At 71.6% G+C, this 17,807-nt stretch carries 12 protein-coding genes; 5 read left to right on the top strand and 7 right to left on the bottom strand.

Annotation, left to right across the window (positions count from 1 at the left end; all coding sequences use genetic code 11):
* Positions 1-92: 92 nt before the first annotated feature.
* The 3 genes from ACGFZL_RS17080 to ACGFZL_RS17070 all read right to left on the bottom strand — a co-directional run bounded on the left by ACGFZL_RS17080 (position 93) and on the right by ACGFZL_RS17070 (position 4,447).
* Complete coding sequence (locus ACGFZL_RS17080) at positions 93-1,412, bottom strand: extracellular solute-binding protein (RefSeq protein ID WP_355173862.1); 1,320 nt, start codon at positions 1,410-1,412, stop codon at positions 93-95.
* Between the two features lie 199 nt (positions 1,413-1,611).
* Complete coding sequence (locus tag ACGFZL_RS17075; RefSeq protein WP_393692426.1) at positions 1,612-2,976, bottom strand: RICIN domain-containing protein; 1,365 nt, start codon at positions 2,974-2,976, stop codon at positions 1,612-1,614.
* Between the two features lie 46 nt (positions 2,977-3,022).
* Positions 3,023-4,447, bottom strand: a complete 1,425-nt coding sequence (locus tag ACGFZL_RS17070; protein WP_393692424.1) for an RICIN domain-containing protein — start codon at positions 4,445-4,447, stop codon at positions 3,023-3,025.
* A gap of 305 nt (positions 4,448-4,752) precedes the next feature.
* Between ACGFZL_RS17070 and ACGFZL_RS17065 the strand changes: the two genes are divergently transcribed.
* On the top strand, positions 4,753-6,213 hold the full coding sequence (locus ACGFZL_RS17065) for a glycosyl hydrolase (RefSeq protein WP_393692422.1): 1,461 nt from the start codon (positions 4,753-4,755) through the stop codon (positions 6,211-6,213).
* A 50-nt stretch (positions 6,214-6,263) separates the two neighbouring features.
* Entirely contained in the window at positions 6,264-7,718 is a 1,455-nt protein-coding gene (locus tag ACGFZL_RS17060; RefSeq protein WP_393692420.1) for a glycosyl hydrolase, read from the top strand.
* An 84-nt stretch (positions 7,719-7,802) separates the two neighbouring features.
* Here the strand turns inward: ACGFZL_RS17060 and ACGFZL_RS17055 are convergent, their stop codons facing one another.
* The gene (locus ACGFZL_RS17055) at positions 7,803-8,792 is read right to left on the bottom strand and encodes an ROK family protein (protein WP_393692418.1); all 990 of its coding nucleotides are present in this window, start codon (positions 8,790-8,792) and stop codon (positions 7,803-7,805) included.
* Between the two features lie 157 nt (positions 8,793-8,949).
* Here ACGFZL_RS17055 and ACGFZL_RS17050 point away from each other — a divergent pair, with 157 nt between their 5' ends.
* Positions 8,950-10,440, top strand: a complete 1,491-nt coding sequence (locus tag ACGFZL_RS17050; protein WP_393692416.1) for a glycoside hydrolase family 30 beta sandwich domain-containing protein — start codon at positions 8,950-8,952, stop codon at positions 10,438-10,440.
* On the opposite strand, the gene ACGFZL_RS17045 is transcribed toward ACGFZL_RS17050, so the two are convergent.
* A complete protein-coding gene (locus tag ACGFZL_RS17045; RefSeq protein ID WP_393692414.1) occupies positions 10,419-11,780 on the bottom strand; it encodes a GH1 family beta-glucosidase in 1,362 nt (453 codons plus the stop codon). The two genes, ACGFZL_RS17050 and ACGFZL_RS17045, sit on opposite strands and share 22 nt — an antisense overlap.
* A 280-nt stretch (positions 11,781-12,060) precedes the next feature.
* Here ACGFZL_RS17045 and ACGFZL_RS17040 point away from each other — a divergent pair, with 280 nt between their 5' ends.
* Positions 12,061-13,104, top strand: a complete 1,044-nt coding sequence (locus ACGFZL_RS17040; protein WP_393692412.1) for a LacI family DNA-binding transcriptional regulator — start codon at positions 12,061-12,063, stop codon at positions 13,102-13,104.
* 34 nt (positions 13,105-13,138) lie between these two features.
* Here ACGFZL_RS17040 and manD read toward each other — a convergent pair whose 3' ends face one another.
* On the bottom strand, positions 13,139-14,380 hold the full coding sequence (gene manD, locus ACGFZL_RS17035) for a D-mannonate dehydratase ManD (protein ID WP_393692410.1): 1,242 nt from the start codon (positions 14,378-14,380) through the stop codon (positions 13,139-13,141).
* 31 nt (positions 14,381-14,411) lie between these two features.
* Positions 14,412-16,355: a cellulase family glycosylhydrolase gene (locus tag ACGFZL_RS17030; protein ID WP_393692408.1), complete on the bottom strand. Its 1,944-nt coding sequence runs from the start codon at positions 16,353-16,355 to the stop codon at positions 14,412-14,414.
* A gap of 173 nt (positions 16,356-16,528) precedes the next feature.
* On the opposite strand from ACGFZL_RS17030, the gene ACGFZL_RS17025 reads away from it, so the two are divergent.
* Complete coding sequence (locus tag ACGFZL_RS17025) at positions 16,529-17,800, top strand: ABC transporter substrate-binding protein (RefSeq protein WP_393692406.1); 1,272 nt, start codon at positions 16,529-16,531, stop codon at positions 17,798-17,800.
* The last annotated feature ends 7 nt before the right edge of the window (positions 17,801-17,807 follow it).

The following is a 17,807-nucleotide window of genomic DNA, read 5'->3' as shown; positions in this document are numbered from 1 at the left end:
GCTGGTGCTGAGGGGCTGGGTGCTGGTGGTGGCCGCGCCCGGGGAGGTCGTCGGCGCTTCCCCGGGCGCGGCCACGGCTGCGGGGCGGTGGGTCAGCCGAGGGTGCCCTGGGCCTCGGACCACCTCTTGTTGAGGTCCTTCAGGACGCCGTCCAGGCTGCCCCCGGCGGTCCCGCGCGCCGTGTCGACGATGCGCTGCGGGTAGTCCTGGGCGTTCAGACCGACCTCGGACGCCTTGTCGATCTCGTCCACCTGCGCCGTCTTCTCGTTGACGAGGTGGACGAACTTCACGCCGGCGGCCTCGAAGGGCTTCAGCGGGGCGGGCAGCGCGGTGCCCTTGACCGAGGAGATGGAGAGGGCGGCCTGGGCGTCGCCGGACTTGTTGATGTACCAGTCCAGCCAGGCCCGCGCTGCGGCCTTGTTCTTGGAATGGGCGCTGACTGCGTACTGGTAGTCGGGCCGCACCACCGAGCAGAAGTGGCCGTCCTTCTGCGTGGGGAAGGGCATGAAGCCGATGTCGTCGGGGTTCTTGCCGGCGTCCTTCGCGGCGGCCTGCATCTGCACCACCGCCCAGGAGCCGAGCCACATGGTCCCGACCTGGCCGGTGCCGATCAGCTTCTTGGAGTTCTCCCAGTTGGTGGTGGTCGGGTCGGTCTCGGCCAGCTTGCCGTGCACGATGTCGTACAGCAGCGTGTCGACGGTGTGCAGGTCCTGCCCGGGCGCCCAGGGCTCCTTGGTGTCGGCCAGCTTGTCGTTGGCGGCCGGATCGCAGCTGGGCGAGCCGAGGGCGTTGCCCCAGTTCGTCATGGGCCAGCCGTCGTGGTAGTTGGTGTAGTAGGGCGTCGCCTTGGTCTTGGACTTGATGGCCTTGAGGGCGTCCAGGAACTCCTGCGGCGTGGTGGGCCACTCGGTGACGCCGGCCTGCTTCCAGACGGCCTTGTTGTAGACGAAGCCGTTGGCGGTGCCGATGTTGGCGATGCCGTAGACCTTGCCGTCGACGGTGGCGCGGTCGGTGAAGTCGTACGTCTTCGACAGGTCGGCGGAGGAGCCGAGCGAGGCGAAGAAGTTCGGGTACTGCTTCAGCGGCACCGAGTTGGGGATGGACAGGACGTCGCCGTAGTTCTTGCTGTTGAGGCGGATCTTGACGTCGCCCTCGTAGTCGGTGAGGCCCTGGAACTTCACCGTGACGTTCGGGTACTCCTTCTTGAACCGGTCGGCGTAGCCCTTGAGGGTGCCGTCCTGCACCTGGTCGGTGCGGTTGGTGAGGACGGTGATGGTGCCCGACACCTTCTTGGGGTCGCTGGGTGCGTTCGCCGCGTCCGACGAGGACGATCCGCCGCCGCCCGACCCGGCGCACGCCGAGAGGGTGAGGGCGAGGGCGACTCCGGTGCCGGCCAGGACTGTTCTTCGCATGCCGGATCCAACTCCTTGTGCTTGAGCTGTGCTTGACGGGACAGACCGCGCTGCGGGCCGACGGCTGCTTAACGTAGAGGGAACATCGGGCCCTGTCCATAGAACGGTCTAGTTTGGTAAGGACGAGGTGGCCGCGTGCCCTTGGCACGCGGCGCGGTCCGTCGGAAAGAGCGTTTGAGTGCCGGTGGGCCTGGGCGGGCTACGCCAGGGGGTGACGCTGGAAGAAGTCCCACATCAGGGCGTTGGCGCTGATCTCGTGCGTGACCTTGCCGTTGCCGTTGTCGTAGGGCGAGTCGGGCCAGGTGTGGCCGCCGTCGGAGACGGTATACAGCTCGACGTCGGCGCCGCCCCGGCAGCCGCTGTATACGCCGCGCTGCACGTGCGTGGCGACCTGCGTGACCGCGGGGCCGGCGGTGCAGCCGTTCAGGGCCGCCCAGCGCTGCTGCGCCACGGGCACCGAGTAGCGCCAGGCGGTGCCGTCGCCGCCGCCGTCGTACGGGTTGGTGCCGTCCTGCCGGCCGTGGAAGGCGATGACCGGAACGGCGCGCGAGGGCGCGCAGCTCGCCGGGTCGGGGCGGCTGCCGTCCGCCGGGTCGGGCCGGCCGGCGCGCAGACCGGCGACCGGCGCTATGGCGGCGATCCGGTCGGACAGCAGGCAGCCCAGCGCCGAGGTCATCCGGCCGCCGCCTGAGTAGCCGGTGGCGTAGATCCGCGCGGGGTCGAGGCAGGCGGCGCCGGTGAGCGTGTCGATGACCTGCCGGAGGAAGCCGACGTCGTCGCGGGTGCCGCTGGGCGTCACGTAGGGCACGTTCCAGATGTAGCCGCTGCCGCTGGGCACCACGCCGGTCGGCGCGGCGACGACGAAGCCCTTGGCGTCGGCGGTGGGCGCCAGGTTGCTGTACGTCAGCTGCCCCGGGCCGGTGGACTGGCTGCCGTGCAGGTCGAGGACGAGCGGCAGCCGGGCGCCGGCGGCGCGCTGCGGGACGTGGACGCGCACCTGGTAGGTCTTGCCGCCGAAGCTGACGGGGGTGTCGTACTCACCGCTGCCGAGCCTCGGCGTGCACGAGCCGGGCGGGGGCGTGGTGCCGCCGTCGGGGAGGCGCCAGGTCTGCCAGGGGTTGGTGTTGCGGTCGTAGATCTGCAACCGGGTGCCGTTGGCGGTGCTGCCGCCCGGGACATCGAGGTAGCGACCGGACTGCGGGTTCTTCAGGTGGCCGTCGGACTCGGCGGTCCACTGCTGGGCGCCGGAGCCGTTGCAGTCCCACAGCTGGAGTCTGGTGCCGTTGGCCGTGCCCTGCCCGGTCACGTCCAGGCACTTGCCCAGCGCCCGCAGCGTGCCGTCGGTGCCGACGGTCCACTGCTGGGCGGCACTGCCGTTGCAGTCGTAGAGCTGGACGGCGGTGCCGTTGGCGGTGCCGGAGGCCGCCACGTCGACGCACTTGCCGCCGACGCCGGTGATCTGGCCGGTGGCGGGCGTGGCGGCGGAGGCGGTGGGGCCGGTAAAGGCGGTAAGGAGGGCCGCGGCGGTCGCGAGGGCGGCGGTGGCTGTCAGGGGTGTGCGCATGCGGGGGCCTTTCGTGTGCGGCTCGTGGGGTGTGCCGTGCGGTGGGTCAGGCGGGGAGGTGCCAGACCTGCCAGGCGTTGGTGTTGCGGTCCCAGATCTGCAGGCGGGTGCCGTTGGCGGTGCTGCCGCCCGGGACGTCGAGGTAGCGACCGGACTGCGGGTTCTTCAGGTGGCCGTCGGACTCGGCCGTCCACTGCTGGGCGCCGGAGCCGTTGCAGTCCCACAGCTGGAGCTTGGTGCCGTTGGCCGTGCCCTGCCCGGTCACATCGAGGCACTTGCCCAGCGCACGCAGCGTGCCGTCCGTACCGACGGTCCACTTCTGCGCGTCACTGCCGTTGCAGTCGTACAGCTGCACCGCCGTGCCGTTCGCGGTGCCGGCGGCGGCCACGTCGACGCACTTGCCGCCCACGCCCGTCACCGGACCCGTCCGGCCGGTCGGCGGCGGGGTGGTGGAGCCCCCGGTGAGCTTGTTGAAGGTGCTCGCGAACTGCCAGGCCGACTGCGGGGTGCCGCTGCACGAGTCGGAGAGCTGGCCGTTGGTCGCGCACGCCTTGTCGCGGCCCAGCGACCAGTAGGACAGCTCCTGGATGCCGTTGGCGGCGGCGAAGTTCTCGAGGTCGGTGGCGTCGGAGGTGGTGAAGACCTCGTTGGTGAAGTCGTTGACGCCGATCATGGGGGTGTTGCCCTGCATGGCCCACAGCTGGGCGGCGGTCTTGCCGGTCCAGATCTGGCCGAGTTGGGTGTGCAGGCCCTTGGCCGCGCTGATCGCCGCGTCGCCCATGTCGACGGTGGGGCCGTAGTCCATCGTCATGATGTTGACGAGGTTGACGTTCACGCCGTGGCTCTGGGCGTTCCGCAGCAGGGAGAGGGAGTTGGACCCGAGTCCGGTGGGGCTGACGGGCAGGGTGTACTGGATGTCGAGGCGTCGGCCCTGGGCGGCGTACTGCCGCTGGAGGTCGGCGAGTGCGGTGTTGCGGCGGTCGTTGGCGGCGGTGTCGTTGAGGGCGTCGCCCTCGATGTCGAAGTCCAGCCTGGTCAGGTTCAGTCCGTCGATGGCCCGCTTGTACTGGGCTTCCAGCGCCGCCACCGACGAACAGGCCCGCGCCTCCTCGGTGCCCGAGGCACCGCCGAAGGACGCGATGACGTCGCCGCCGGCGGCGCGCAGGCTGTTGATCGCCGCGGTCCAGCTCGGGTCGGTGAGGGACGTGTCGCCGTTGAAGGTGGCGTTGCAGCCGCCGCCGTCGATGACGAAGGCGAGGGTGAAGTACTTCAGGCCGGTGGCGTTGCGGGCGTTGGTCAGCGCCGACGGAGAGTTCCACACTTCCGCGTAGGGCGCCGCGTAGTGCGCGGGGAAGCCGGGGCCGGGGTTGGCGGCGGCCTGGGCGGTGCCGCCGGTGACGAGGACACCCGCCGCGAGGGCGGTCGTCGTGGCGGCGGTGGCCAGGGCCAGGCGCATGCGTGATCTGCTCATGACATCTCCGATGCCGGGTGAGGGGTCGCGTCACCGTAGACCCGGGGCATTCACGTGTCCATAGACCGTTCAAGTAAGGGGAGCGCTCCCATCCGCCCGCTGTTCGGCGCTACCCGGCCTCCTACCTGCGATGGTCCATCGAGGGCGATCACCAGAAGTCCGACCAACGCCACTAACGCGTTCTATGGAAGAGCTGTCGAATCCATTGACACACCCTGAACCCCGCTCTAGCTTCCAGGCGTCGATCCCTCCCCACCCCCCGCGCAGGACATCGATGTCATGCGCCCCCACGAGAGGGTCTCCCCTTGAGATCGAAGCTCTTCACGCGCAAGCACCTGGCCGCACTCGCGGCCCTCTCCCTGGCCGCCACCGGCTGGCTGGCCGCCGCCCCCTCCCAGGCGACCGTCGCCCCCGCGCCGACGGCCGCCGCGCTCGGCCCGTCCACGCCCCAGGCGGTGGTCGACTACCTGCGGCAGATCAGCGGCAACCACGTGGTCAGCGGCGTCCACAACAAGGAGCCGCTCAGCAACCCGTCGCAGTACACGGCGCAGGCGCACTCCCTCACCGGCAAGTGGCCCGGGCTGTGGGGCGGCGAGCTGGGCTTCCGCGCCGACGACGTGGCCAACCGCCAGAGCCTGGTCAACCAGGCGAAGACCGAGTGGAACAACGGCTCGCTGGTGAGCCTCACCTGGCACATGTGCCGGCCCGACGTGTCGACCTGCGAGTTCAACGGAGGCATCAACGGCAGCCGGCTCTCGGACGCCGAGTGGCAGCAGCTGATCACCAACGGCACGTCCCTGAACAACGCCTACAAGAGCAAGCTGGAGGGGGCGGTGTCCTACCTCCAGCAGCTCAAGGACGCCGGGATCCCGGTGCTCTTCCGGCCGCTGCACGAGATGAACGAGGGCTGGGCCTGGTGGGGCGGCCGGTCCGGCGCCAACGGCAGCGCGCGACTGTTCCAGATCACCCGCGACTACCTGACCTCCCGGGGCCTGAACAACATCGTCTGGGTGTGGAACGTCAAGGACACCGACGCCAACAACGGCTCCGCGGGCGTGTCCGGCTTCTACCCGGGTGACAACTACGTCGACGTCGCGAGCCTCGACCCGTGGAACAAGGGCTACCCGACGAACGACTGGTACCAGGCGCTGGTCAACATCTCCCACGGCAAGCCCATCTCGCTGGCCGAGGTCGGCACCGTCCCCTCCCCGTCGCAGCTCGCCGCACAGCCGCGCTGGGCCTGGTTCATGATCTGGGCCGAGTACCTCACCTCGTCCAACTCCGCCTCCGGGCTCCAGGCCACCTTCAACAACGCGCGGGTCCTGATCCAGGGCCAGGTCACCGTCCCCGGCGGGGGCGGACCCACGAACCCGCCGACCGGGCGGACGGGGCCGGTCACCGGGGCGGGCGGCAAGTGCGTCGACGTCGCGGGCTCGGCCACGGCCAACGGCACGGCCGTACAGCTCTACGACTGCAACGGCAGCGACGCGCAGAAGTGGACGGTCGGTACCGACGGGACGCTGCGGGCGCTGGGCAAGTGCCTCGATGTGACCGGGCAGGGCACGGCCAACGGCACCAAGCTCCAGCTGTGGGACTGCAACGGCTCCGGCGCCCAGCAGTGGACCGCCGAGTCCGACGGCCACCTGAAGAACCCCCAGTCCGGCCGCTACCTCGACGTCCCCGGCGGCAGCACCGCCAACAGCACCCGCCTGCAGGTCTGGGACCGCAACACCAACGCCTGGCAGGTCTGGCACCTCCCCGCCTGACCCACCGCACGGCACGCCCCACGAGCCGCACGCAAGTGAAAGGCAGAGCCATGTCCCTACGCGCCAGAACGCGCGCCCTGTTGGCCGGCACCGCCACGGCCACGGCCGCCGCCCTCACCCTGATGATCGGCGGCACCGGCGCCGCCGCGGCACCCCCGGCCCCCGCGGGTGTCACGCAGGCCGATGTGCTCGCGTACCTGAAGGGCCTCACCGGCAAGAACGTCCTGTCCGGACAGCAGGGCGGGGCCAACAGCGACCCCGCCTACTGGACCCAGCGGGTCCACGACATCACCGGCAAGTACCCGGCCGTCTGGAACGGCGACTTCGGGTTCAGCCAGAACGACATCGACAACCGGCAGAAGGTGATCAACCAGGCCAAGACCGAGTGGGCCAACGGCAGTCTGCCCGGCCTGATGATGCACGCCTGCCGTCCCGACGTGCCGACCTGCAACTTCGAGGGCGGCTCCAACCCGGTGAAGGGCAGCAAGCTGTCCGACGCGGAGTGGCAGCAGGTGATCACCGACGGAACCTCGTTGAACACCGCCTACAAGCGCAAGCTCGACCAGTTCGGCACCTACTTCCAGCAGCTCAAGGACGCCGGGATCCCGGTGCTGTTCCGGCCGCTGCACGAACTGAACGAGGGCTGGGCCTGGTGGGGCGGCCGGTCCGGCGCCAACGGCAGCGCCCGGCTGTTCCAGATCACCCACGACTACCTGACCGCCAAGGGCTTCGACAACATCATCTGGGTGTGGGCGCCCAAGGACGTGCAGGGCGCCGCCTCCCAGGCGGCGAGCTACTACCCCGGTGACGCCTACGTCGACGTGGTCGGCCTGGACGTGTGGTGGGCCAAGTTCCCCGCCACCGACTGGTACAACGCGCTGTCGAACATCGCCGGCACCAAGAAGCCGATGGCTCTCGCCGAGGTCGGCAGCGTCCCCCAGCCGTCCCAGCTGTCCGCGCAGCCCAAGTGGGTCTACTGGAACGTGTGGCTGGACTACCTGACCAACGGGTCGTACAACACCAACGACTCGGTCAAGGCGGGCTACTACGACTCCCGGGTGCTCAGCCAGGGCCAGGTCAGCATCCCGACGGGCGGCGGACCCACGAACCCTCCGACCGGGCGGACGGGTCCGGTCACCGGGGTGGGCGGCAAGTGCGTCGACGTCGCCGGCTCAGCCACCGCGAACGGCACGGCCGTGCAGCTGTACGACTGCAACGGCAGTGACGCGCAGAAGTGGACGGTCGGTACCGACGGCACGCTGCGGGCGCTGGGCAAGTGCCTCGATGTGACCGGGCAGGGCACGGCCAACGGCACCAAGCTCCAGCTGTGGGACTGCAACGGCTCCGGCGCCCAGCAGTGGACCGCCGAGTCCGACGGCCACCTCAAGAACCCCCAGTCCGGTCGCTACCTCGACGTCCCGGGCGGCGGCACCGCCAACGGCACCCGCCTGCAGATCTGGGACCGCAACACCAACGCCTGGCAGGTCTGGCACCTCCCCGCCTGACCCGCCGGGACCCCTCCCCCGGGGCCGTCGGAGCACACCGCTCGGACGGCCCCGGGCCGCTGCCGGGACCGTCCGCTCCCGTGACTAGGGAGCCTCCGCCGGCCGCCGTTCGGCGGCGAGGAACGCGGCCCCGACCAGTCCGGCGTCGGCGCGCAGCGCGGCGCGCTCCACCCGGACACCGGCGGCGAACGGCAGCACCGCATAGGCCGCCAAGTGGTCCCGCAGCGGCGGGAAGAGCACGTCGTGCGCCTCGGCCACGCCCCCGCCGATCACGGCCACCTCGATCTCGACCAGCGTCGCGACCGCGGCGATGCCCGCCGCCAGGGCCCGCGCGGCCATGTCGAAGGCGGCCAGGGCGACGCGGTCGCCGGTCCGGGCGTCCGCCGCCAGCGCGGCGCCGTCGGCCGGGCCGGTCGGGCGCCAGCCGTCCCGCAGGGCCCGCCGGGTGAGGGCGGTGCCGCTGGCCAACTGCTCCACGCAGCCGCGCGATCCGCACACGCAGTCCTCACCGAGGAGGTCGACACTGATGTGCCCGAGGTGCCCCGCGTTCCCGGTGGGGCCGTTGCGGACCACCCCGTCCAGGACCAGGCCGGCGCCGACGCCGGTGGAGACCACCAGGCAGAGCGCGTCCCGGCAGCCGCGGGCCGCGCCGATACGGTGCTCGGCCGCGGTCATGGCGACCGCGTCCCCGCACAGCAGGACCGGCAGCCCGGCCGCCGACGGCAGGGCGCAAACCTGGTCGACCAGTGGAAAGTCCCGCCAGCCGGGAATGTTGACCGGGCTCACCCGGCCCCGGGCGATGTCGACCGGACCCGCGCTGGCGATGCCCAGCGTCGCCACCCGCCCCCACTCCGGCATCGCGGCCAGCTCCTCCAGCACCGCCCGGACGGCCCCGAACACCTCCCCCGTGGCCCCGGCCGCCGGGGTCCGCCGCTCGGCCCGGAGCAGCACCGCGCCGTCCGGGTCGAGCACGGCGCCGGCGATCTTCGTGCCGCCGATGTCGAGGGAGGCCAGGAACCGGTCGCGGACCGGCTCCCGGGGCGCGGGCGGTATCTCGGAGGCGCTGATGGCCATGGCAGTTCTCCGTCCGGAAGAGAGAGGCCCCGGCAAGTTCGCGATCGTCGGGGCATGAACGCATGGGGAGTGTAGCGTTTTAGTAGCTGCTTTTATGGCAAATGTTCGACCTGATACCGGAATTGACTCGGACCGTTCTACGAGCCTCAGGAGTGACATGACCCGCAGCATCACCACCGACCGGCGCCGCGCCACCGCCCTCGCCGCCGGCTGCGCCCTGCTGACCGTCCTGGCGACCACGCAGGCCGCCGGCGCACGGACGCAGGGCGCTGACGCGGCCGCCGGGGTCCGGCAGTGGGCCACCGACGCCCGGACCACCGGCGCGCAATTGGGCGCGCCGGCCGCCGTCACCCCGGCCTCCGGTCCCGCCGACACCACCGTGCACGTCGACCCGGCCCTGCGCTTCCAGAAGCTCACCGGCTTCGGCGCGTCCATCACGGACTCCTCGGCGGCCGTGCTCTACCGCATGGACAAGCGGGAGCGGGACGCGCTGATGAAGCAGCTGTTCAGCCCCGGTCAGGGCAACGGCTTCAGCATGCTCCGACAGCCCCTCGGCGCCTCCGACTTCGCCACCGCGCTCTACAGCTTCGACGACGTCCCCGCCGGACAGACCGACTTCGGCCTGAAGCACTTCTCCGTGGCCCACGACCGGGCGCAGATCCTGCCCCTGCTCCGGCAGGCGAAGGCGCTCAACCCGCGCCTGCAGATCATCGCCAGCCCGTGGAGCCCGCCCGGTTGGATGAAGACCAACGGCTCGATGATCGACGGCAAGCTCATCGACGACCCGAAGATCTACGACGTCTACGCCCGCTACCTGGTCAAGTCCGTCCAGGCGTACGCGGCGGCCGGCGTTCCGGTGGACTACCTCACCGTGCAGAACGAGCCGCAGGCGCTGCTGCGCGCCGACTACCCGGGCACCGACCTGCCGGTGGCGCAGCAGGCGAAGGTGATCGAGCGGCTGGGCCCGGCGCTGAAGGCGGCCGGCCTGCGCACCAAGATCCTCGGCTTCGACCACAACTGGGCCGAGCACCCCTTCGACGTGAAGGCCCACGTGGACGCGGGTGAGGACCCCGAGCTGACCTACCCCTTCGACCTGCTGAACTCCCGCGCGGCGAAGTGGATCTCGGGCACCGCCTACCACTGCTACTACGGCGACCCGAGCGCCCAGACCGCGCTCAAGGCGTCGTTCCCGGGCAAGGACATCTTCGAGACCGAGTGCAGCGGCGGCGGGATCACCCGGACCATCGGCGCGATGAACAGCTGGTCGCGCAGCATGATCTTCTGGAACCTGGCGCTGGACGAGAAGCACGGCCCGCACACCGGCGGCTGCACCGGCTGCGACGGCACGGTGACCGTCGACTCGACCGACCGCAGCGTCCGGTACAACACCAACTACTACACGCTGGCGCACTTCTCCCGCTTCACGCGCCCCGGGGCCGTCCGGATCGGCGCGAGCGTCGCCGCACCGGAGGGGGACACCGCCCCGCTCCAGGCGTCCGCCTTCACCAACCCGGACGGCAGCACCGCCCTGGTCGTGTACAACCCCGGTACGGCCGCCCGGACGACGGCCGTCACGGCGCCGGGGGTGCAGGTGACCACCGAGGTCGCGGCCGGCGCGACGGTCACCTACACCTGGGGCCGCCGCTGAGCCCGTAGGAAGTCGCCGAACCAGCGGGCGCTCTCTTTCGGGGTGCGGGCCATGGTCTCCCGGTCCACCGAGACGAGGCCGAAGGTGGGGCCGTAGCCGTGCGCCCACTCGAAATTGTCCAGCAGGGTCCACACGAAGTAGCCGCGCACGTCGGCGCCCCGGTCGTACGCCTCGGCGACCGCGTCGATGTGCGCGGCGAGGAAGGCGACGCGGTCGGCGTCGCGGACCCGGCCGTCCGCCAGGGTGGCGTCGGGGAAGGCACCGCCGTTCTCGGTGATCACCAGCGGGACGGCCGGGTACTCCCGGGTCAGGCGCACGAGCAGGTCGGTGAGGCCGTCGGGGGTGATGGGCCAGCCGAGGCCGGTGGCCGGTCCGCCCTCCTCGCGGACGGGCGGTCCTGCGGCGGTGACCCGCTCGGTGAAGTAGTAGTTGACGCCGAGGACGTCGAGGGGGGTGGCGATGACGTCCAGGTCGCCGTCGCGGACCGGGAGGGTGATGCCCTCCTCCGCCAGGCCGGCGGTGACGTCCTCGGGGTAGGTGCCGCGCAGCAGCGGGTCGAGGTAGAGGCGGATGCCGAGGCCGTCGGCGCGGCGGGCGGCGGCGACGTCCGCCGCGCCGTCGGTGGCGGGCAGGGTCGGCGTGAGGTTGAGGGTCAGTCCGAAGTCGTGTTCGGGACCGGCCTGTTCGCGCATCCGGCGCACCGCTTCGCCGTGCCCGAGCAGCAGGTGGTGGACGGCGTGCAGGGCGGCCTCGCGGTCGCGGCGGCCGGGTGCGTGCATGCCGTCGGCGTAGCCGTACATCGCCACGCACCAGGGTTCGTTGAGGGTCGTCCAGGAGCGGACGCGGTCGCCGAGCCGGTCGAAGACGAGGGCGGCGTAGTCCGCGAAGCGGTGGGCGGTGTCGCGGTGCGGCCAGCCGCCGGCGTCCTCCAGCTCCTGGGGCAGGTCCCAGTGGTAGAGGGTCAGCCAGGGGTCCACGCCCCGCGCGAGCAGTCGGTCGACCAGGCGGTCGTAGAAGTCGAGGCCGGCCGGGTTGGCGGGACCCCGCCCGCCGGGCTGGACGCGGGGCCAGGAGACGGAGAACCGGTAGGTGTCCACGCCCAGGTCGGCCAGCAGGTCGACGTCCTCGGGCATGCGGCGGTAGTGGTCGCAGGCCACCTCGCCGGTGTCTCCCCCGGTGACCGCGCCGGGCACGCGGCAGAAGGTGTCCCAGATGGAGTCGGTGCGGCCGTCGGCCGTCGGCGCGCCCTCGATCTGGAAGGCGGAGGTGGCCACGCCGAAGCGGAAGTCCGCCGGCAGCAGGTGGGCGCGGGCAGGCTGGGGGAAGGGGCTGTGGGACATGGGAGGTTCCTCGGCTCTCGTCGCGGAGCGCGGGCGGCGGGTACGGTCACGCCGTCGGCGGGGCGAGCTCAGCGTAGGAGGCGGGGGCGGTCCTGTCCATAAAACGTTTGAGTACCTGCCGCGCTCGGGCACGATCACAGGCGCCTCGGTCTTCGTGGGCGGTTGGGGCTAGGGTGGGCGGGCGCGGTGCTCGCGCGCTCTACCGTCACCGGCCCGTCCGGCCCGGGGAGCGCCGGCGCCCCGCCCTGGGGCTCGATCACGACACGAAGGCGGAACTCCGGTGAGTCAGACGGCAGCGTCCCCGAGCGACCGGCGCAAGGCGACGATCAAGGACGTCGCCAAGCTGGCGGGTGTCTCGCCCTCCGCGGTGACGATCGCGGTGCACAACAAGCCGGGGGTCTCCGCGAAGACGAAGGAGCGGATCCTCCAGGCCGCCCGGGAGCTGGGGTGGAGCCCGAACCAGGCCGCGCAGTCGCTGTCCGGGCAGGCCCTGCACACGGTGGGCCTGGCCATCGCCCGGCCGGCCCGGATGCTGGGCCTTGAGCCGTTCTACATGGAGTTCATCTCCGGCATCGAGAGCGTGCTGACCCGGCACTCCTGCTCGCTGCTGCTGCGCCTGGTGGAGCCGGCGGAGGAGATCGAGGTGCACCGGGAGTGGTGGCAGGGCAACCGGGTCAGCGGCAGCATCCTGGTGGACCTGCGGGTGGACGACCCGCGCATCCCGGCGCTCTCGGCGATCGGACTGCCCGCCGTGGTGGTCGGGCACCCCTCGCTGGCCGGCCCGTTCACCTCGGTGTGGACCGACGACGCGGCGGCCACGGTGGAGGCCGTGCGCTACCTCGCCGCGCTCGGCCACCGCCGGATCGCCCGGGTGAGCGGCCCGGCCGAGCTGGGCCACAGCGCGATCCGCACCAAGGCGTTCACGGAGACCGCCGAGGAACTCGGCCTCCAGGCGCGGACGGTGGTCGCCGACTTCTCCGCCGACCAGGGCAGCCGGGCGTGCCGGACGCTGCTGCTGGCTGCGGAGCGTCCGACGGCGATCGTCTTCGACAACGACCTGATGGCCGTCACCGCGCTCGGCGTGGCCTCGGAGTTCGGCCTGTCGGTGCCTCGGGACATCTCGCTGCTCGCCTGGGACGACTCCCAGCTCTGCCAGCTGACCCGGCCCATGCTGTCGGCGATGCAGCACGACGTGTTCTCCTTCGGCGCCGACGTCACCGAGACGCTGTTCGACGTCATGGTGCGCCGCGAGGCCGCCTCGCACACCGCCCAGGTGCCCAGCCTGGTGCCGCGCGGCTCGACGGCGCCGCCGCCGCGCGACTAGACCGGCGCGATCAGACCCGGGGTTGTACTCGCTCTCACCAGTCGTGCACGGTGCCGTCCGCGAGGCGGTTCACCGGCAGGTAGGCGGGCCGGTAGGGGAAGCGGGCCGCCGCCGCGTCGTCCAGTTCGACGCCGAGGCCGGGGGCCTCGCCGGGGTGCAGAAGGCCGTCGGTGAAGCGGTAGGAGGTGCGGAAGACCTCCAGCGTCTCGGGGGCGTGCCGCATGTACTCCTGGATGCCGAAGTTGTGCACGGCCAGGTCGAGGTGGAGGGCGGCGGCCATGCCCACCGGCGAGATGTCGGTGGGGCCGTGCATGCCTGACCTGATGCCGAACACCGCGGCCATGTCGAGCAGTTTGCGCATCGCCGTGATGCCGCCGGTGTGGGTCACCGCGGAGCGGATGTAGTCGATGAGCCGCTCCTGGAGCAGCGTGGTGTAGTCGTGGACGGAGTTGAAGACCTCGCCGATGGCCAGCGGGGTGGTGGTGTGCTGCCGGATCAGCCGGAGGGCACCCTGGTCCTCGGCCGGGGTGGCGTCCTCCAGCCAGAACAGGTCGTAGGGTTCGAGGTCCTTGCCGAGCCGGGCCGCCTGGATGGGCGTCATGCGGTGGTGGCCGTCGTGCAGCAGCGGCAGTTCGGGGCCGAAGGTGTGGCGTACGGCCTCGAAGACCCCCGGCATGTGGCGCAGGTAGGCGCGGGTGTCCCAGGTCTCCTCGGTGGGGCGGACCCGGTCCGGGCCGGCGCGGCGGGCCGGCTCGTAATCGTAGCGCTCCCCTCCCCCGGCGGCGGAGGCGGCGACGCCGTAGACGGAGTCGAGGCCGGGGATGCCGCTCTGCACGCGCACGGCGCGGAAGCCGGCGGCCAGGTGTTCGCGGACCGAGTCGAGCAGTTCGGGGACGTCCCGCCCCGAGGCGTGCCCGTAGGCCAGGGCGCCCGTGCGGCAGGCGCCGCCGAGCAACTGGTAGACCGGCAGTCCGGCGGCCTTGCCCTTGATGTCCCACAGGGCGGTGTCGACGGCCGCGATCGCCGCCATGGTGACCGGGCCGCGCCGCCAGTAGGCGCCCCGGTAGAGGTACTGCCAGGTGTCCTCGATCGCGTGCGCGTCCCGGCCGATCAGGAGCGGGGCGACGTGTTCGCGCAGGTATGCCTCGACGGCGAGTTCCCGGCCGTTGAGGGTGGCGTCGCCGAGGCCGGTGAGGCCGTCCTCGGTGGTGATGCGCAGGGTGACGAAGTTGCGGCCGGGGCTGGTCACGACGACGTCGGCGGCGGTGATCTTCACGGTGTCCTCCCGTCGGTCGGGGATGCGGGGCTCACGGGCGCCGCCGGGCCACGAGCACGCCGAACGGCGGCAGTTCCACGCTGGTGATCTCCTTGCCGTCGAGGTCCTCCAGCACACCGGCGTCCACCCGGGGGGTGACGCTCAGGTGCTCGGGGTGCTGGCTGAGGAACCACACGACGCGGTGCCCGTCGGCGTGCGCCATCTCGCCGGTCACCACCCGGCCGTCGGGCACGGAGACCTCCGGGCGGGCGCCGGCCTCGGCGGCGAGGGCCGCGTACAGACGCCAGGTCGGCTCCGGGTTCACGGCGGGGGTGACGGCCGCCATGTGCTCCAGGGGGTAGGTGGCGAGCACGAGGCGGCCCGCGCCGACGCGGTGGCTCAGCAGGGCGGGGCGGCCGTGGGCGTCGGTGGCGACGACCTCGGCGCCGCGCGGCTCGACGGGCAGGAAGGTGCGGGAGTGCTCGGTGCCGCCGACCGCGAAGGCCAGGCGGGTGCCGGCCGCGAGGTCGCCGAAGTCCCGCTCGAAGGTGAGGTGCAGGGTGTCGTCGGTGATGGGGTCGGTCAGGCCGTAGCGGAGCTGCTTGGCGACGCCGAAGGTCTCGTCGAGCTTCGGCCACCAGGCTCCACGCTGCACGACGTGGGTGCCGGCGAACCAGGAGGCGTAGACGGTGGCGCCGCGTTCGGCGGCCTCCCGCAGCGCCCGCCAGGTCCGCGCGGTCAGCTGCTTGGTGCTGGGCACCAGGTAGAGGGCGCTGTCCCCGGGCAGGCCGTCGGCCTCGCGGGCCACGCCGACCGGCAGGTCCGCCTCGCGGGCGGCGACGTACGCCTGCCGGGTCGCGGACAGCACCGCGGCGGCGTCCTCGGGCTGGGTGAAGGGGTAGCGCTTCTCCAGGTAGGAGGAGACGACGAGGCTGATCCGGGTGTCGGGGCGGGTGAGTCGGGCGACGTCCACCTCAACGAGGGTGCGGGCGAAGTCGCGGACCTCCAGGAGCTGCTTCTTCGGGTCGCCGGTGTCATCGGTGAGCCCGAAGTGCATCTCGAAGGGGTGGTGGCTGTAGGGCTCCTGGTCGGCGAGGGCGTCGTAGTCGGTGTTGTTCCAGGGGATCCAGCCGGTGGCGCCGGCCAGCAGCGTGTGGTGCAGGGTCTGCCGGTAGTAGTGCGCGGCGTGCTCCTCGGAGGTGTAGTCGGAGGAGACGCCGAACTCCTCCATGACCACGGGCTTGCCGCCGGTGCCGACGAGTTCGCAGGTGAAGGCGGCGCCCAGGTGCTGGCGGACCTGGTCGTCGTCCATGCGGTAGACGTGCGGCCCCTGGAAGTCGACCAGTTCCTCCAGGTCGCGCAGCCGGAAGCCGTTGTCGGCGCCGGTCATCTCCACACCCCAGGCGCCGTCGCCGATGGACACGGGCTGCTCGGCGCCGGCCTCGCGCACCGCGCCGATGAGGGTCTTCGCCCAGGCGGTGACCTGGCGGTGGTCCAGGGTGCCGATGCCGCGCGAGCGCCAGTCGGCGTAGATGGGTATCTCGTTGGACAGCAGCCAGCCGGCGACGGCCGGGTGGTCCTTCCAGCGGCGGGCGCACTCGCGGACGTACCAGCTCTGACGCTCCACGAACCAGGGGTCGGCGAAGACGTCGCGGCCCTCGCGCCAGGCGGGGTCCCAGTTCTGCCCGGACATGTGGCCGACGAGGAAGGTCGGGATGCTGGTCATGCCGGCCCGGGCGTGCCGGTCGAGGAAGTCGTCGAAGCGGTCCAGCATGACCGGGTCGAGGCGGTCGGGCTCGGGCATGAAGTCGGGCCAGTACAGGAAGCTGCGGGTGAGCGTGATGCCGTGGTCCTTGAGGGTGCGCAGCTCCTCGTCGACGACCGTGCCGTCGTAGGAGCGCCACATCAGGGGACCGCCGGTGCGGGACCAGTAGTTGACGCCGACCCAGATGACGGGGCGGTCCGGGGTGCCGAGCTGTGCCGCGTTGCGATGCATGGATGTCCTGTCGTCGAACTCGGTGACGCCGACAGGTATATCGATTGACTGGCGGTCTGTCGAGACGTTGCCAGCGGATGACAGCACTGTTAAGGTCCGCCTCCAGCACCGGTCAATCGTTTTCCTGTACGGCGTCGCCGAGCGACGCGTTCCTGCGAGCACGGGAGCCCTCGATGAAACGCTGGCTGAGCGCCGCGGCCCTGGCCGTGGCCGCCGCCCTGGTGACCTCGTGCGCGGGTCCCCTGGATCCGCGCACCGACGACCCCGACACCCTCGTGGTGCACAGCCGGTTCTCGGCGGGCACCCAGGGGGCCGACGTCTACGCCCGCGTGGTGCGGCAGTTCGAGCGGGAGAACCCCGGGCTGCACGTCAAGAACGTGTTCAACGGCGACGACATCTTCAACTCCTTCGAGACGTCCCGCCTGGCGCACAAGGAGGCCGACGTCCTCCTGATCAACCTCTACGACAAGTCCTTCTCCTGGACCGGCCTCGGCGCCACTCCCCCGGTCGACCGCTACCTGCGCGACTGGCACGTGACCGGCCGGGTCCAGCCGGCCGCGCTGAAGGCGTGGACGGACGAGAAGGGGCGGCTGCGGGCCTTCCCCTGGATGGGCTTCACCTGGCCGCTGCTGGTCAACAAGGACCTGCTGCGCAAGGCCGGCGTCGCCGAGGTGCCGCGCACGACCGACGCGCTGCTGAGCACCGTCCGGGCGCTGCGCGCCCACGGCATCGCCCCGCTCACGGTCGGCGGGAACGACTGGTCGGGCCAGAAGTTCCTGATGCAGGTCATGCAGGGCTACCTCGGCCCGGAGGCGGCCCGCCGGGTCTTCGCCGAGGGCGGGTACTGCGACGAGCCCGCGGCGATGAAGGGGCTGAGGCTCTTCGCCGACCTACGCGACGCCGGGCTGTTCGTCAAGGGTGCCCAGGGCCTGGGCGCGGACCAGATGAACGCCGACTACTTCGAGCAGCGCGCGGCCATGATGCCCGCCATCTCCTCGACCATCGCGGCCGTACCGGCGAAGGTGGCGAGCGCCACCGAGGTGACCGGCTTCCCGGTGCCGGCCGACGGCGTCCCTCCGCGGCCCTCGCTCTACAACGGGCTGACCTCCACCGGAATCTGGCTCACCCCGAACGGCACCGAGAAGCTGTCGCTGAGCCGGAAGTTCATCTCCTTCCTGTACCGCAAGGACGTCGTGCAGCAGTTCATCGACGACTCCGGCTACGTGATGAACCTGCGCGACCAGCGCCCGTCCTCCAAGCTGCCGCTGGTCAGCCGCTCGGTCGAGGTGTCGCACGGTCCGGACGTCAGCGAGGTGGTGATGCCGGACGCGTACGTGCCCGCCGCCGTCTCCGCTCCGCTGAACCGGGCGACGTCCATCGCCTACACCCCGCACACCAGCACCACCGCGATGTGCGAGGCCCTCGACACCGCCTACCGCAGCTGACCCGGGA

The organism is Streptomyces sp. NPDC048182, assembly GCF_043202555.1.
GTDB lineage: Bacteria > Actinomycetota > Actinomycetes > Streptomycetales > Streptomycetaceae > Streptomyces.
Note: the sequence above shows the minus strand (reverse complement) of the source record. Positions and strands in the feature narration are given on the sequence as shown.

Excerpts from the sequence above, each read along its gene's own strand:
- ACGFZL_RS17030 (WP_393692408.1), bottom strand. The coding sequence starts at position 16,355 with ATGCATCGCAACGCGGCACAGCTCGGCACCCCGGACCGCCCCGTCATC.
- ACGFZL_RS17075 (WP_393692426.1), bottom strand. The coding sequence starts at position 2,976 with ATGCGCACACCCCTGACAGCCACCGCCGCCCTCGCGACCGCCGCGGCC.
- ACGFZL_RS17080 (WP_355173862.1), bottom strand. The coding sequence starts at position 1,412 with ATGCGAAGAACAGTCCTGGCCGGCACCGGAGTCGCCCTCGCCCTCACC.
- ACGFZL_RS17060 (WP_393692420.1), top strand. The coding sequence starts at position 6,264 with ATGTCCCTACGCGCCAGAACGCGCGCCCTGTTGGCCGGCACCGCCACG.
- ACGFZL_RS17025 (WP_393692406.1), top strand. The coding sequence starts at position 16,529 with ATGAAACGCTGGCTGAGCGCCGCGGCCCTGGCCGTGGCCGCCGCCCTG.
- ACGFZL_RS17045 (WP_393692414.1), bottom strand. The coding sequence starts at position 11,780 with ATGTCCCACAGCCCCTTCCCCCAGCCTGCCCGCGCCCACCTGCTGCCG.
- ACGFZL_RS17050 (WP_393692416.1), top strand. The coding sequence starts at position 8,950 with ATGACCCGCAGCATCACCACCGACCGGCGCCGCGCCACCGCCCTCGCC.
- ACGFZL_RS17055 (WP_393692418.1), bottom strand. The coding sequence starts at position 8,792 with ATGGCCATCAGCGCCTCCGAGATACCGCCCGCGCCCCGGGAGCCGGTC.
- ACGFZL_RS17070 (WP_393692424.1), bottom strand. The coding sequence starts at position 4,447 with ATGAGCAGATCACGCATGCGCCTGGCCCTGGCCACCGCCGCCACGACG.